Source organism: Paenibacillus sp. FSL F4-0125 (assembly GCF_038008565.1).
In the GTDB taxonomy this organism is placed as follows: domain Bacteria; phylum Bacillota; class Bacilli; order Paenibacillales; family Paenibacillaceae; genus Paenibacillus_AQ.
The window spans coordinates 6198102-6213420 of record NZ_JBBOZJ010000001.1; the positions used below are offsets into that span (position 1 = coordinate 6198102).

Below are 15319 nucleotides of genomic sequence, written 5' to 3' on the forward strand. Positions count from 1 at the left end.
TCCTCCTTAAAGCTTTACGAAGTAAAGCTCTCATCGAAAGCATACACTTAGCTTTACAAAGTAAAGCTCGCTTCGAAAGCATTTCACTTAGCTCAGTGTTACATCGATTTCGCTTTTTCAACCGCTTCTTCGATTGTACCTACGAAAAGGAACGCTGCTTCTGGAAGATCATCATGCTTACCATCCAGAATCTCCTTAAAGCTACGTACAGTTTCTTTGATTGGCACGTATTTACCCTTGAAGCCGGTAAACTGTTCAGCTACGTGGAAAGGCTGCGACAGGAACCGCTCAACTTTACGAGCACGGGCTACGATAACCTTATCATCCTCACTCAATTCATCCATACCCAAGATGGCAATGATGTCCTGAAGTTCGGTATAACGTTGCAGCAATTGTTTAACACCTTGTGCCACATTATAGTGCTCTTCACCAACAATTTCCGGAGCTAGCAAACGCGAGCTGGAAGCCAGTGGATCAACCGCTGGGAAAATCCCCTTCTCGGAAATCTTACGCTCAAGGTTAGTTGTTGCATCCAAGTGAGCAAACGCCGTTGCCGGAGCAGGGTCAGTGTAGTCATCCGCTGGTACGTAGATGGCTTGAATGGAAGTAACGGAGCCTTTTTTGGTAGAAGTGATACGCTCTTGCAACTGACCCATTTCAGTAGCCAGGGTTGGTTGGTAACCTACCGCGGACGGCATACGTCCGAGAAGAGCGGATACTTCGGAACCCGCTTGGGTAAAGCGGAATATATTATCGATAAAGAGCAGCGTATCGCGGCCTTCTACATCACGGAAATATTCCGCCATAGTAAGACCGGTCAAAGCTACGCGCAGACGCGCGCCTGGGGGCTCATTCATTTGTCCGAACACCATTGCTGTTTTCTTAATAACGCCGGAGTCCGTCATTTCGTGATAAAGGTCATTACCTTCACGAGTACGTTCACCCACACCCGCGAATACGGAAATACCGCCGTGTTCTTGGGCAATGTTATTAATCAATTCTTGAATCGTTACCGTTTTACCTACACCGGCACCGCCGAACAGACCAACTTTACCGCCTTTAGCGTAAGGTGCGAGCAAGTCGATAACTTTAATACCCGTTTCCAAAATTTCGGCTTGTGTTGACAATTCATCAAATGTCGGAGCCAAACGGTGAATCGGGTTCTTTATTTCGGAAACAACTTCACCAGCGTTATCAATTGGATTTCCAAGTACGTTAAATACCCGGCCTAATGTCGCTTCCCCTACAGGAACCGAAATAGGACCACCTTGGTCAATCGCATCCAGTCCACGAACCAGACCATCTGTAGAAGACATCGCGATACAACGTACCAAATTGTCTCCCAAGTGATTGGAAACCTCAAGTGTTAGGTTAATCTGGCGACCATTGTCCAAGACGGTTTCAATTTTGATAGCGTTGAATATCTCGGGCAACTGGCCGCGTTCAAATTCAATATCGACAACCGGACCCATAATGCTTACAACGCGTCCTTTGTTCATCTTCATTTCCCTCCTCGAAAGCTGTTACGTCAAGAAGAAACGACGTTGTCGTCATATAAAGATGACAACCGTTTCTCGTAGAAATATAAGCATTTTGTATAGTGAAAAACCTATACTTTCTTATATTTTAAGAAGAACTGCAGTGCCGTTCTTAAGGAGCCATACTCCAGAAGCGGGCGATACTCTGTATCGCTCCATGCGGCACTGTTTCTCGTAAAATACAAGGCAAGTCAAGCACAGTGCTTAACTGTTCTTGTATTTTTAAGACTGAGCGTTCGCTCCGGCCACGATCTCGGTAATTTCCTGCGTAATTGCCGCCTGACGGGCACGGTTGTACGTAAGGGTAAGTTCTCCGATCATTTTCGACGCGTTCTTTGTTGCACTGCCCATCGCTGTCATTTTCGCACCCAGCTCACTGGCCTTGCCATCCAGAATTGCGCTATAAATTAAAGTTTCAGCGTATTTCGGAAGTAGCACTTCGAGTACGCCTTCTGGTGAAGGTTCATATTCGTAATTTGCAGTCGCTTCATGATGCTCATGATTTCCTACGCCTTCCATAGGCAACAATCGATCAACAGTTGGAATCTGGGTAATCGCATTGACGAATTGGTTATAACAAACGTACAGCTCATCATACGTACCATCTACAAACTGTTGTACTGCCGAATTAGCGATAGACTTGATGTCAGCAAACTTCGGCGCATCCGATAGCTCAGTAACCTCCTGTACAATCGGATATTCACGGCGGCGTAAGAAGTCACGGCCTTTACGACCGATAACGAACAAGGCGTACTCATCTTTGGATTTATGGCGTTCCGCGATGAGCATCGTCACCTTACGTAAAATATTAGCGTTGTATCCACCCGCAAGCCCTCTATCAGAGGTCACGATAAGATAACCAGTTTTTTTCACAGGCCGACTGACCAGCATAGGATGCTGAACGCCTTCTGTACCGGCAGCAATGCTCGATACAACCTCTTTCAGCTTCTCAGCATAAGGACGGGCGGCAATCGCCTTCTCCTGAGCTTTTCTCAGCTTGGAGGCAGCTACCATTTCCATCGCTTTTGTGATCTGTCTTGTGTTTTGAACACTCTTAATTTGACGTTTAATATCACGCATGCTTCTTGCCATGATTTCACCACCTTAGAGCTTTGACGGAGTCAAAGCTAACTTCGTAAGCATCTTCTTAGCTTTGACCAATTCAAAGCTAACTTTATAAGTAATAGCCTGAGCTTCGGCAGTGCCAAAGCTCACTTAATAAGATTTGTTTACGCGCGATCTATATTAGCTAGTAGCAAAGCCTCTTTTAAATTTATCAATTGCAGCTTTAAGAGCGGCTTCGTTATCGGCTGTCAAATCCTTGGTATCTCTGATGGATTGAGCAACTTCAGCAGCACTGCTATCCATGTAAGCAAGGAATTCCTTTTCAAAACGTTTTACGTCCTTAACAGGAATATCATCCAAATACCCTTTTACAGCTGTGTACAAGCTAAGCACTTGATGCTCAACAGACAACGGCTGATTTACACCTTGTTTCAGAACTTCCATCATACGCGCTCCGCGATTCAGACGAGCAAGCGTGGATTTATCAAGATCTGAGCCAAACTGTGAGAATGCTTGAAGTTCACGATATTGAGCAAGATCCAAACGAAGCGAGCCTGCTACCTTTTTCATCGCTTTAATCTGAGCGGAACCCCCTACACGGGAAACGGAGATACCGACATTGATTGCCGGACGTTGTCCAGAGTAGAACAGATCAGACTCAAGGAAGATTTGACCATCTGTAATCGAGATTACGTTCGTAGGAATGTAAGCCGATACGTCAGATGCTTGTGTTTCGATGAACGGAAGCGCGGTTAATGAACCACCACCAAGCTCATCACTAAGCTTAGCCGCACGCTCCAAAAGACGGGAGTGCAAGTAGAACACGTCACCAGGGAATGCTTCACGACCCGGTGGACGACGAAGCAGCAAGGACAATTCGCGATAAGCCGAAGCTTGTTTTGAAAGGTCATCATAAATGATCAATACGTGTTCGCCCTTGTACATGAAGTATTCGCCCATTGCGCAACCTGCGTATGGAGCAATATACAACAGTGGGGACGGCTCGGAAGCCGAAGCAGTTACAACGATTGTATATTCCAACGCGCCATGACGGCGAAGAGTTTCTACAACCTGTGCTACTGTAGATTGTTTTTGTCCAATGGCAACATAAATACATTTCATGCCGTTGCCTTTTTGGTTGATAATCGCATCGATTGCGATTGCAGTCTTACCAGTTTGACGGTCACCAATGATAAGTTCGCGTTGTCCACGACCAATTGGTACCATCGCGTCAATCGCTTTAAGGCCAGTTTGCATTGGCTCATGAACCGATTTACGGTCAATAACACCAGGAGCGTTATTCTCAACCGGACGGAACTCCGTCGTTTGAATAGGGCCTTTACCGTCAAGCGGCATACCGAGTGCATTAACTACACGACCCAGAAGGGCCTCTCCCACTGGAACTTGCATGATTTGTCCAGTACGTTTTACTTGATCGCCTTCACGAATTTCCTTGTACTCACCCAGAATAACAACACCGACGTTGCTTTCTTCCAGATTGAGCGCCATGCCCACTACTCCGTTGGAGAACTCTAGCAACTCGCCTGCCATTGCGTTTTCCAGACCGTAGACACGAGCGATACCGTCTCCGACTTGAATGACGGTGCCCACTTCGGCAACTTCGATATCGGCTTTATATTGCTCAATTTGACTTTTGATCAAAGTGCTGATCTCTTCAGGTCTGATGCCCAATATCCTCACCCCTATCTTCTATGCTTATCATTAAAGGATTTCTCGAGACGTTCCAATTTACTAGACAGACTGCCGTCATACAGCGTATCGCCGATATAAACTTTCAGTCCTCCCAGCAGGCTTGGATCTACCACATTCGTAACCCGGATTTTACGGTTTACGAGCTGGCCAAATTCTGCAGCTACAGCCGCTTGTTCTTCTTCACTTAAAGAATAAACGGAGTATACCTTAGCATCACCAATGCCAAGAGCGTCTCCTTCAATCTTGATATACGTATCCAGCAGTTCGGCAAAAATATCGGTTCTGCCCCGCTCTACTAACAGTTCTACAATGTTCATCACGATAGGAGAGAGCTTATCTTGAAGTGCTGTGCGCAGCACTTTCAGCTTGTCGGACTCCGAGATACGTGGTGCAAGAATAAACCGCTGTACCTCTAGGTCTGAGTGTAATACTTCGACCACTGCCTTGAGCTGTTCTTCTACTTCAAGGGTAATCCCCTTCTCTACTGCTGCACTGTACAATGCTTTAGCGTAGCGCTTGGCAACTACCGTATCGCGGCTCATGATCGGCCTCCTACCTCATTGAGGTATTGGTTCACAAGCTGCTCCTGCTCACTGCTAGCGCTAACTTCTTTCTTAAGAAGTTTAGAAGCAATACGAACAGATGCCGTTCCAATTTCGCTGCGCAACTCTTCCACTGCTTTATTCTTCTCGTTCTCGATATCGCGCACGGCCTCTTCTTTGACGCGTGCAGCTTCAACTTTAGCTTGCGCCAAAGCTTGTTCTACCTGTTGATTACTAGTAATTTGCGATTGTTGGATAATCTGTTGAGCTTCCTGGCGTGCACTGTTCAGCGCTTGCTTCTGCTCTTCCACATACGCGACCGCTTGCTCTCTAGTCTTCGCAGCTTCATCCATTTGCTGCATTACCAGCTCACGGCGCTTCTCCATCACTGCGAACAATTTGCTGAACGCATACTTACTGAGCAAGAAATATAGAATCCCAAAGGCTACAATTGAAAATACGATGTTTGTCCAAACAATTTCCACTGAGGTCACTCCCTTCCGTTACCGCGTCATGCGGACGTATACAAAAGTAAGGCGCGGATGGCACTGGCCGTCCCCGCCAAACCGTAAATACGGTTTATTAAGAAAACATGATCAGGAATGCGATAACTGTTGCTGCGAGCGGAATAACTTCGACGATACCTACACCGATAAACATTGTTGTTTGTAGGGCATTACGAGCTTCTGGCTGACGAGCGATGGACTCAACTGTTCTACTAACGATCATACCGTTACCAAGACCTGCGCCAAGTGCACCCAATCCAACCGCTATTGCTGCTGCTAAAAATTCCATTTGTAAATATCCTCCTTTAATTTCGGTTCATATTGTGTTTAATGATATAAGATATCTCCCGCGAAAGAAAATCAGACGATAGCCGTTCTCTTCGCAGCAGTTCATTAATGTGCTTCTTCTTCGTGAATCGTCATCTGTGCGATATAAACCATCGTCAGAATCGTAAAGATAAACGCCTGTAGTGCCCCGACGAAAATACTGAAGCCTTGCCATACAGCCAGGAACGGAATACTGAGAATCCCCAGTTTCAAAATGACTGTAATCAGTACTTCTCCGGCAAAAATGTTAGCAAATAGACGAATAGCCAAAGCTACTGGTTTTGCCAAGTTCTCGATAATGTTCAGTGGCAAAAAGATTGGAAACGGCTCAATATAGTGTTTGAAATAATGCTTTCCATTGAGCTTAATGCCCAGGAAGTTCATCAGTATAAACACAATAATTGCCAATCCTGCAGTGATATTAATGTCAGCAGTCGGCGACTTGTACCATAAGATCTCAACATGATCACCATGCGCCAAGTTCTTGGTTGCTTCAATCACATGGCCAAACACAGTTACAGGTCCATGTGCTTCAGTTACAACTGAGAAAGGCAATCCAAGAAGGTTGGAAACAAAGATAAACAGAATCAACGTTAGCCCCAAAGATATGTAAGGTTTTCCTTTCTTCAGGTCCATGGCACTGCTAATGACACCCTCTACAAATTCAACAACCCATTCCATAAAATTCTGAAGCTTAGATGGATTCTCAACCGAAAGCTTACGAACCGACAGCATCACCAGTACAAATACTACTGTACAACTGATCAGAAGCATCAATACGGCTGATATATCTATCGGTATTCCCCCGACAAAGATTTTCGGCATCTCATGCATAGTATCATCCCCCTTTCTCTTTAATCTGGTTAAAGTTTGTTCTTCACACTCAGATATATCCCCGCAGGAATGGCGAGAAGCTGAGGAATGAATACGCCCGAAACAGTTGCTACCAGGGAGAAATGCTCAATCTTGACCGCGAACATGGTGACCAAAATTGCAAAACTAATCCGTGTAACAAAACCGAGGCTGAAGGCATTCCCTTCGTTGCTCGCAATCGACTGCGTTACCCGTCGAACCTTGACGGCCAGATAACGAAAGTTTACCAATCCCGCCACCAGACCCAGAGTCATGCCCAGCGTAGTCTCCCTGGTCTCATGATGAAGCGCCCAGCCCATTAAGAGTCCTGCCATAAGGACGAGCGTAACTCTAGTGACGGTATTGATCATGGGAGTCATATTATCCATTCTGCTCCCCCAAAAATTTTTTAATTAACAGGACGACGTTCATAATCCCCAGAATCATTCCGGTTATTGTGCCAATGGCGAGCCAATATTTCGGACCCTCCATCAGGTCTTTCAGCCACCTTGCCGCAAAAAAACCAATAACAATGTAAGCGGCGAGTATAGTGCCTGCACTTCCAATGATAAGCGCGGTCTGTAACAAGCTGTCCCTGCTATTTTGTTCTTTCATTGGCTACAATCCCAACTAATTTTACTGAATTTCTGGAGACTTTGTCAATTCATTGAACATTGCCTAAAAACCCTTGAAAACATGAAAATAATCACAGCAAAATGTTCCAAAACCATATAAACCGTACAGTTTGACTGTATGGTGTTTTTAATCAGCTCAGATATTACTTTAAATGAAATTATTTATTTTTTGTGAACATTCTGTGAAACTCTTCAGGACGTTCCTTATTTACACCGAAATGGTGCAAAATCGCATTGACAATTCGTTGGGAGGCTTTGCCATCTCCGTACGGGTTGGCGGCCCGACTCATCGACTGATAGAGCTCATTATCAGTCAAAAGAGCATGTGTCCGTTCATACACCTTCTCCTCGTCCGTGCCCACAAGCTCCAGCGTTCCAGCATCTATCCCTTCAGGACGCTCCGTCGTATCACGAAGCACAAGGACGGGAACTCCATATGAAGGAGCTTCCTCTTGCAAACCGCCGGAATCGGTTAAAATCAAGTGGGTATGCGGATAAAAATTATGCAAATCCACGACATCCAGCGGATCAATCAGCTTAATTCTTGGATGTCCACCAAGAATTTCATGTGCAGGTTCCTTAACAGCAGGACTCGGATGCACAGGATAAACAATGGCTACATCTTCGAATTCATCAGCGATTCTTTTAACAGCTCGGAAGATATTACGATGCGGTTCACCTTGCGATTCTCTGCGGTGAGCAGTCATCAAAATAAGTCTTTTTCCTGAAGCAAAATCCAAAACAGGATGCCGATAATCCGGCTGTACGGTATATTGAAACACATCGGTTACGGTGTTGCCTGTGATATAAATACTTGATTCTTTTTTGTTCTCGTGTTTCAAATTACTAGCTGACCAATCGGTCGGAGCAAAATGCAGATCGGCCAATACACCTGTTAGTTGACGGTTCATTTCCTCAGGATAAGGAGACAGTTTGTTCCATGTCCGAAGTCCTGCTTCTACGTGCCCAACCTGAATTTGCTGCAGGAAGGAGGCATAGCTCGCAAGGAACGTTGTTAATGTGTCCCCATGCACCAGTACGATATCAGGCTTAACCTCTTTCAGCACAGGCTCCAAGCCTTCAAGCACACGAATAGTAATTTCATTCAGCGTCTGACGGTCTTTCATCACATCCAGATCGTAATCAGGAGTGATCTTAAACACTTCCAACACTTGATCTAGGAGTTCTCTATGCTGTGCTGTTACACAAACAATTGATTCGATATGCTCAGGATGCTTCTCTAGTTCAAGAACTAGAGGAGCCATCTTGATCGCCTCGGGGCGCACTCCGAAAACAGTCATCACTTTAATTTTGGACATAACCCCTACCCTCTCATCAAAAAATTCAAATATTTCATATCCCTAATCACGAATTGCTATTTACTTAGTTCCGTACAAACGGTCTCCCGCATCGCCAAGTCCTGGAACGATATATCCATGTTCATTCAAATGATCATCAAGCGCAGCTACGTAAATATCTACATCCGGATGAGCTTCTTGAACTGCAGCAACACCTTCTGGAGCCGCAATCAAGTTCATCATTTTAATTTGTGTACAGCCACGCTTCTTCAACGAGGTAATAGCAGCAATCGCGGATCCCCCTGTAGCTAGCATCGGATCGATTACGATTAGCTCGCGTTCCTGTACGTCTGTAGGAAGCTTAATGTAATACTCAACCGGTTGAAGTGTGTCCGGATCACGGAACAAGCCAACATGTCCTACTTTAGCAGCAGGGAGAAGCTTTAGAACGCCCTCAAGCATCCCTAGGCCCGCACGAAGAATAGGAATAAGCCCAAGCATTCTTCCCGAAATCACTTTACTTTCCGTTTCAGTGACCGGTGTCTGTACCGTAATGGTCTCTAGAGGAATATCACGTGTAATCTCATAAGCCATCAATGTGGCAACTTCATCAACATGCTCTCTAAAATCCTTTGTGTTTGTTCTTACATCGCGAATAAATGTTAGTTTGTGTTGAATTAAAGGATGATCGCAAATCACCAATTTTCCCATTTTAATGTCCCTCCGGTAATTGTAAGTCTTGTCTATAACCTCAGAAAGCGCTTTTTGCTTCTCAGTGGCTAAATCCTGTCTATTATAGCATTCCCTTCGCTTCATTTCACCTAGAAAGGCACTTGTATCCATATTGAACACATTCCTATTGTATATCCTTGACCTGAAAGGTAATGATTGGTTGAAACATTCAACCTTTCAATAATAAAACCCAGATTATGTTGTGCAAGTTTTACTTTTTCATACTATTCACATTTTTTTCACTATTGTTTATGAAAGTTCCATGAACTTTCATAAACAATTTCATCGGTTTCCCATCCATTCCCTATGTAATATTGTGAACAATAAACAACAAAAAACCTCCACCAAACCCTAAAATCAGGACTTGATGGAGGTGAACTCATTAATGAATACAAATAAGAACTAGTATTTCAATTCTGGATAAAGTGGGTACTGGTCTGTCAAATCAGCAACTTGACGAGCTGCCTCTGCCAATTTCGCTTCGTCCTTAGGATTCTTCAGAACATTAGCAATAATACGGCCAATAACTACCATTGCTTGCTCGTCCATACCACGGGAAGTGACTGCAGGTGTACCAATACGAATACCACTAGTTACAAAAGGACTCGTAGGATCAAATGGAATTGCGTTTTTATTCACGGTGATTCCGATGGAATCTAGTACTTTTTCCGCATCTTTTCCGGTAATGTTCAGGTTACGGGTATCAAGCAACATCAAGTGGTTATCCGTACCACCGGATACAATGTTAACCCCTTCGCTAATCAGCGTCTCCGCAAGAACATTTGCATTCTTCACTACATTTTCAGCATAAGTCTTAAAGGAAGGCTGCAAGGCTTCACCAAACGCAACTGCTTTTGACGCAATGACATGCATCAGCGGTCCGCCTTGGGAACCAGGGAATACAGCTTTATCGATCGCAGCAGCCCATGGCTGTCTGCACATAATCATACCTCCACGAGGACCACGTAAAGTCTTGTGTGTAGTAGTTGTAACAAAATGAGCATGAGGTACCGGGCTTGGATGAAGGCCAGCAGCAACAAGACCTGCGATATGGGCCATATCTACCATAAACAGAGCGCCGACATCATTGGCAATAGCACCAAGTTTTTCGAAATCAATAATCCGTGGATACGCACTTGCACCAGCAACAATCAATTTAGGACGGTGCTTAAAGGCCGCTTTGCGTACTTCATCATAATCAATTAGGAAAGTATCTTCTTGCACACCATAGGCAACAAAGTTATACAGCAATCCGGAAGCATTGACTGGACTACCGTGCGTTAAATGTCCGCCATGCGCCAAGTTCATACCAAGAACAGTGTCACCCGGGTTTAGCGCCGCCAAATAAACAGCCATATTCGCTTGTGCTCCGGAGTGCGGTTGTACGTTAACATGCTCCGCACCGAACAATTCTTTTGCACGATTACGAGCTAAATTCTCAACGATATCCACATCTTCACAGCCACCATAATAACGTTTGCCTGGATAGCCCTCTGCATATTTATTCGTAAGCACCGAGCCCATAGCTTCCATTACGGCTTCGCTAACGATATTCTCTGAGGCAATAAGCTCAATGTTGGCACGTTGACGTTTCAGTTCCAGTTCCATCGCTTCCAGTACTGCCGGGTCACTCTTACGTAATTGTTCCATGTTCTTATTTCCTCCCTAGTGTGTGTAGATATGTTGTATTTAAGTAGAAACGATTTGCCCGCCATAATAAGGCTTTAGGTCTGCGTTTCTGCAAAAAATATAAAACTAAATTATTAATCACAACCCTGTAAACCACTCTGCTCTGGAGCTCGATAAACGGCACGCTCGCCGCCAATCAGCGGGGGTCTGGTCCAAGCTGCATTCACCCTAGCCGCTCCAATGTAGCGTAAGGTCGGTCGAAAAGGAACCGCTACCCGGCGTAAATGCATCCCTATAAGCGTCTCACCAATGTCTAAACCCGCGTGCGCTTCTATTGTTTCCGCCAAAACAGGATCTTTCATAGAGCGATAGGCAGCCGCCGCCATCGAACCTCCAGCCCCCGGTATGGGTACAGCTGAAACTTCTTTTAACCCAAGCGACTCAAGCAAAGAGCGTTCCATTACAAGCGCACGATTCAAATGCTCGCAGCACTGATAAACGGGATGAAATCCTTTTTCCGCTGCGACCAAACGGACCCCTTCCAGCAATTGCTGTGCGACTTCAAGCGCACCACCGGTTCCAATTCGGACACCAGCGACCTCACTTGTGCTAACTCCAACGACAACAACTTTACCTGATCCAAGGTTACCAGCTTCCGCCAACTCCTTTAACACAGTGACGGTGGCTTCAGTTAAAGATAGATCCACAACTTCGTCCATCACTCAACCTCCTCAAGCTTCAAACAAGCTTTATTTAAACAAAAAAGAGCAGTCCGCAGGTAGCTGCGGATTTGCTCTTTTGCCCAGGCGACCGGCCGTTTATTCCGATGCTCCATCGTGGTTTGATCCACATTTGTCGCCAGTTACATCGGAACCGATTAGTTATATTTTCATCTTAAAGCAAAGCGGACCGAAAATCAACCATTTACATATGGCGTAAAGATTCCAGTTTATCTAGCAAACTAAACAGCGCAGTGCGAATTTCAGCAGCAGTAAGCTCATAATCCTCACGCGTACCCCCAAAAGGATCGGAAATATCAAAGCTCGGAATCCGTTGGCGGATTTCAATCATTCGCTGCAGATCCGTTGCGTTGGGTTCACCGCCTAGAGCAATGCTTAACTCAGCATCTGCATATAGGCTGTCCAATTCCTTAATATCCTCAGTCACAGCTTCTTCGTTATGCACATATTCCTTCAATGTATATGTTTTAGTTACGGCATCCGGAAAATACTGTAGCAAATGCCGCTTATGTCCACTGGTCAGGGTCAGCACAAGATCGGCCCAAGCAACGGATCGACCTGTTAATTGCGACGACTCCAAATGATCATGAATGCCTTCTTCCTGCAAAATAGCTGCAGCATGTCTCGATATAGAAGTGCCGGAAATGGCGGATACACCTGCAGACCGCACTTCCAGGTCGATTCCACGTTCCTTCGCGAGCTTTCGTAAAAGCCCCTCAGCCATAGGACTACGGCATGTATTACCGGTGCAGACGAATAAAATATGCAGCATGCTTTTGCACCCCCATGAAATTAAAATATTGTAATGCCGTTATTGTATCAAAAGATGAATAGCAAGCCAAACCCCAATAAAATAGCCCCGCCCAGTGCTTCACCATAATCCCCGAGCCCACGACTGACATGCCGCCCAAGAAGTAAGCCTACAATCGACATCAGACCTCCACAGACACCGAAAGCTAGTATAGTCAGAAGGATACCATTTACAAACATCCCTAAGGATACCCCCACAGAAAAAGAGTCCACACTCACACTGAGTGAAAGAAGCAGCATTCCCCATAAGGTTCGGTGATTCATAGCTCGCGTACCTACCACTTCCGGACGAAAGGAGTTATACACCATATGTCCACCTAACAGCACAAGAAGTCCTCCGGCGGCATAAGTCGTTACTTGACCCAGCAGCTGCCCGACATAACTTCCCGTTAATAAACCCAGAAGAGGCATCAGCATATGAAAAAAAGCAATGAGCACACTCATTTGCAGAACATGTAACAGACGAATCCCCTTCATCCCGATACCTACACCAAGCGAAAAAGCATCCATTCCTAATGCAATCGCCATTATGGCAATAGTAACCGTCTGCCCCCAACCGGCATATACATCCCCTATGCCCATGCTTAACCCCCCAAGTCCGAAATATCTTGTACAACAACGATATGCGGACAAGGGGGTAATCATGACTTCATAGGAGATTTCAGCTTAGAATAAGCGCTGCAAAGCTGGGTAGAATAGGCGCCGTAACTATCCGGCGTCAATCACGGAACCACCGGCGGCTTTCATAAGCCGGTTCATAATCGCAGCACCGAGGCCCGTATACGGACAAGCCTCGGCCAAGATGTAAGTCGCTCCCGCTTCATCGAAGCGCCGCAACGCGGCATATAGGGAGCGTGCACCTTCCTCCGGCGAGGATAACGAGCCGAGGGAGAGAACGCAGGCGGCAGGATCGGCGGGATAGAGGGGCTTATGCTCCTCAAAGAGGAGTAAGCCCGTCACTTCGCCGCTCAGTTGCGCCGCCTGAAGTAGACTTGCGGCTTCTTCCGCAACTCGTTGCGGAGAAGATCCGCGCACTACACCGAGCCAGCCGCGCGGCGCGTAGTGCGTGTACTTCATGCCCGGCGCGCGCGGCGCCGAGCTGTCGGCAGCTTCTGCACCGGAATGTTCCTGCGGTGCAGTGCCTTCTGGAACTTCCACCGCTGTGGAAGTTTCAAATTCCTTAACCGCAGCTGGCTCAGCAGCAATTGCTTCTGCCCCCACTACAGCAGCCAACTGCTCTGAAGTAATTCCGCCGGGGCGCAGCACGGCAACCTTTCCATCCGGCTGCACCTGCACTACAGTTGACTCCAGTCCAACTCCCGCGGCGCCGCCATCAAGAACACCATCGATATATCTGGACAAATCTTCCATCACATGCGAAGCTAAGGTCGGACTCGGACGACCCGAACGGTTAGCACTCGGTGCCGCAACAGGACAGCCCGCTGCACTGATCAGCGCCAAAGCTACCGGATGGTCAGGCATACGTACACCCACCGTGTCTAAGCCTGCCGTCACACAAGGCGACAAAACACCTGCACGAACAGGAAGCACAACTGTCAGCGGTCCAGGCCAATATGCATCCATCAATGCCGCAGCCGTAGGATGCACTTCTGTAACCAACTCTTCCAAAGCACCTGAATCGGCAATGTGCACGATTAAGGGGTTGTCAGACGGTCGCCCTTTTGCCGCAAAAACAGCCTCAACCGCTGCTGTATTCCGCGCATCCGCTCCAAGTCCGTAGACCGTTTCAGTTGGAAAAGCAACCGTTCCTCCTTCGCGAAGCATGGCTGCCGCCTCTGCTATAGCTAACTTATTCTCTTCACTTGGCTGAAGCACATCTGAATCCGGAGCTGTATGTTCCAACAAATCCAGCTCCCAATAAACAGTCTCATCCCTATTTTCACTCCTCCGCTGAACAGCGAATAAAGGATCGTTTGGTTCATTCATTCTCATCACAGGCTTTCTACAGGATATATATTGAACACTAGCTTTTCTAGCAAATTAGAATAAATACTCAGAATATCCATTCCTTCTAATCTTACCAAAAAGCGGCCCCAATGAAGGAGCCGCAGTCGATCTACTTATGAAATAGTAACATATCTAGGTTCAAAACTATAGACCATTTCCGCCAAAACCAAAGAGCTAGCTTCAGCAATTACGACCATAATCCCGAAATCCAGTTCCAAAGATTTTGCAGCAGCTCCCAAACGAAGAACCGCACCTCTGGCTCTGCGGAATCCGCTGCCGCTGCATCCTTTGCCGAAGAATCTGCTTGTACAGCTGTTCCTACTGCTGGTTGCGCCTTAACTCCGCTATCTGTCCCAGCAGCCGAGACGGTCTTCACCCCTTTGTCAGCAGCAGGTGCTGCCGCATCTCCGGAGCCTGCATCGATAAAGCACAGCGGTGGAAACAGTACACACCACCAGTTCTGACCCTTCCCTTCACCTAACGTAACCCGCACAGCCTCGTACTCTCCAGCCGGATAAACTGTGCCGCCGTATAATTTAGTCGGAAAAGGAACCACTCCGAGCTCCACTTTATAGGAGTATTGAATACCACGTTTCTCCAGCTCCGAGCCAACCAATGCATTAAGCTCTGGCAGATGGGTTCTAATTAAAGCACGTGCCTGTTCTAAACTCTGCGGATCCTCCAGTGCAGTAACCCACTGGTTCATTTGCTCCACGATGGTATCGCGGATTTGCCGTTTCACTAGCTGATCTTGCGTTCCGTCCGAATTCGCCAAAATACGCAGCCGGATAGAATCCTGTGGAATGGTTACTTCGGCTACTGCCGCATCGGTTTTTTGACCCTCCCAGGCCATGATAACAATCATAAAAAAACAAATTAAAATGGCAGTATACTTAAAAGTTACACGTAAGGAATCTCTTTTATCCATATGATTATCGTTCATTTGTTGCAGCCCCTCTCCTCT

17 protein-coding genes and 1 riboswitch are annotated in these 15319 nt (G+C 46.3%); all 17 genes read right to left on the reverse strand.

Annotated features, from left to right (window positions below):
- Positions 1-98: 98 nt before the first annotated feature.
- Positions 99-1499 carry a F0F1 ATP synthase subunit beta gene (gene atpD, locus NST74_RS27655; RefSeq protein WP_042131367.1) on the reverse strand — a complete coding sequence of 467 codons (1401 nt, stop codon included), beginning with the start codon at positions 1497-1499 and terminating at the stop codon, positions 99-101.
- 261 nt (positions 1500-1760) lie between these two features.
- On the reverse strand, positions 1761-2630 hold the full coding sequence (atpG, locus tag NST74_RS27660) for an ATP synthase F1 subunit gamma (RefSeq protein WP_042131368.1): 870 nt from the start codon (positions 2628-2630) through the stop codon (positions 1761-1763).
- A gap of 153 nt (positions 2631-2783) precedes the next feature.
- Positions 2784-4295: a F0F1 ATP synthase subunit alpha gene (gene atpA / locus NST74_RS27665; RefSeq protein WP_042131369.1), complete on the reverse strand. Its 1512-nt coding sequence runs from the start codon at positions 4293-4295 to the stop codon at positions 2784-2786.
- Between the two features lie 11 nt (positions 4296-4306).
- Positions 4307-4858 carry a F0F1 ATP synthase subunit delta gene (locus NST74_RS27670; RefSeq protein ID WP_042131370.1) on the reverse strand — a complete coding sequence of 184 codons (552 nt, stop codon included), beginning with the start codon at positions 4856-4858 and terminating at the stop codon, positions 4307-4309.
- The gene (gene atpF, locus NST74_RS27675; RefSeq protein WP_042131371.1) at positions 4855-5343 is read right to left on the reverse strand and encodes a F0F1 ATP synthase subunit B; all 489 of its coding nucleotides are present in this window, start codon (positions 5341-5343) and stop codon (positions 4855-4857) included. Before atpF ends, NST74_RS27670 begins: the two co-directional genes overlap by 4 nt.
- Before the next feature lie 97 nt (positions 5344-5440).
- Positions 5441-5653, reverse strand: coding sequence for a F0F1 ATP synthase subunit C (gene atpE / locus NST74_RS27680; protein WP_039877624.1), 213 nt, complete (start codon positions 5651-5653; stop codon positions 5441-5443).
- A 104-nt stretch (positions 5654-5757) separates the two neighbouring features.
- Positions 5758-6525 carry a F0F1 ATP synthase subunit A gene (gene atpB / locus NST74_RS27685; RefSeq protein ID WP_042131372.1) on the reverse strand — a complete coding sequence of 256 codons (768 nt, stop codon included), beginning with the start codon at positions 6523-6525 and terminating at the stop codon, positions 5758-5760.
- Between the two features lie 29 nt (positions 6526-6554).
- On the reverse strand, positions 6555-6932 hold the full coding sequence (locus NST74_RS27690) for an ATP synthase subunit I (RefSeq protein ID WP_042131373.1): 378 nt from the start codon (positions 6930-6932) through the stop codon (positions 6555-6557).
- Complete coding sequence (locus tag NST74_RS27695; protein WP_076119036.1) at positions 6925-7158, reverse strand: AtpZ/AtpI family protein; 234 nt, start codon at positions 7156-7158, stop codon at positions 6925-6927. Before NST74_RS27695 ends, NST74_RS27690 begins: the two co-directional genes overlap by 8 nt.
- A 178-nt stretch (positions 7159-7336) precedes the next feature.
- Positions 7337-8497: a non-hydrolyzing UDP-N-acetylglucosamine 2-epimerase gene (wecB, locus tag NST74_RS27700; RefSeq protein ID WP_076119034.1), complete on the reverse strand. Its 1161-nt coding sequence runs from the start codon at positions 8495-8497 to the stop codon at positions 7337-7339.
- A gap of 60 nt (positions 8498-8557) precedes the next feature.
- Positions 8558-9187, reverse strand: coding sequence for a uracil phosphoribosyltransferase (gene upp, locus NST74_RS27705; protein ID WP_042131376.1), 630 nt, complete (start codon positions 9185-9187; stop codon positions 8558-8560).
- A gap of 423 nt (positions 9188-9610) precedes the next feature.
- A complete protein-coding gene (gene glyA, locus NST74_RS27710) occupies positions 9611-10858 on the reverse strand; it encodes a serine hydroxymethyltransferase (protein WP_341115477.1) in 1248 nt (415 codons plus the stop codon).
- 113 nt (positions 10859-10971) lie between these two features.
- Positions 10972-11556 (reverse strand): TIGR01440 family protein, encoded by a 585-nt coding sequence (locus NST74_RS27715; protein WP_341115478.1) that lies wholly within the window; start codon positions 11554-11556, stop codon positions 10972-10974.
- A gap of 74 nt (positions 11557-11630) precedes the next feature.
- Positions 11631-11713, reverse strand: a riboswitch (ZMP/ZTP riboswitch).
- Positions 11714-11761: 48 nt separating this feature from the next.
- Positions 11762-12349, reverse strand: a complete 588-nt coding sequence (locus NST74_RS27720; protein WP_341115479.1) for a low molecular weight protein arginine phosphatase — start codon at positions 12347-12349, stop codon at positions 11762-11764.
- A gap of 47 nt (positions 12350-12396) precedes the next feature.
- Positions 12397-12969, reverse strand: coding sequence for a manganese efflux pump MntP (locus NST74_RS27725; RefSeq protein WP_341115480.1), 573 nt, complete (start codon positions 12967-12969; stop codon positions 12397-12399).
- A 126-nt stretch (positions 12970-13095) separates the two neighbouring features.
- Positions 13096-14334: an L-threonylcarbamoyladenylate synthase gene (locus NST74_RS27730; protein ID WP_341116001.1), complete on the reverse strand. Its 1239-nt coding sequence runs from the start codon at positions 14332-14334 to the stop codon at positions 13096-13098.
- A gap of 208 nt (positions 14335-14542) precedes the next feature.
- Positions 14543-15298, reverse strand: coding sequence for a stage II sporulation protein R (gene spoIIR / locus NST74_RS27735; protein WP_341115481.1), 756 nt, complete (start codon positions 15296-15298; stop codon positions 14543-14545).
- Between the last annotated feature and the right edge of the window lie 21 nt (positions 15299-15319).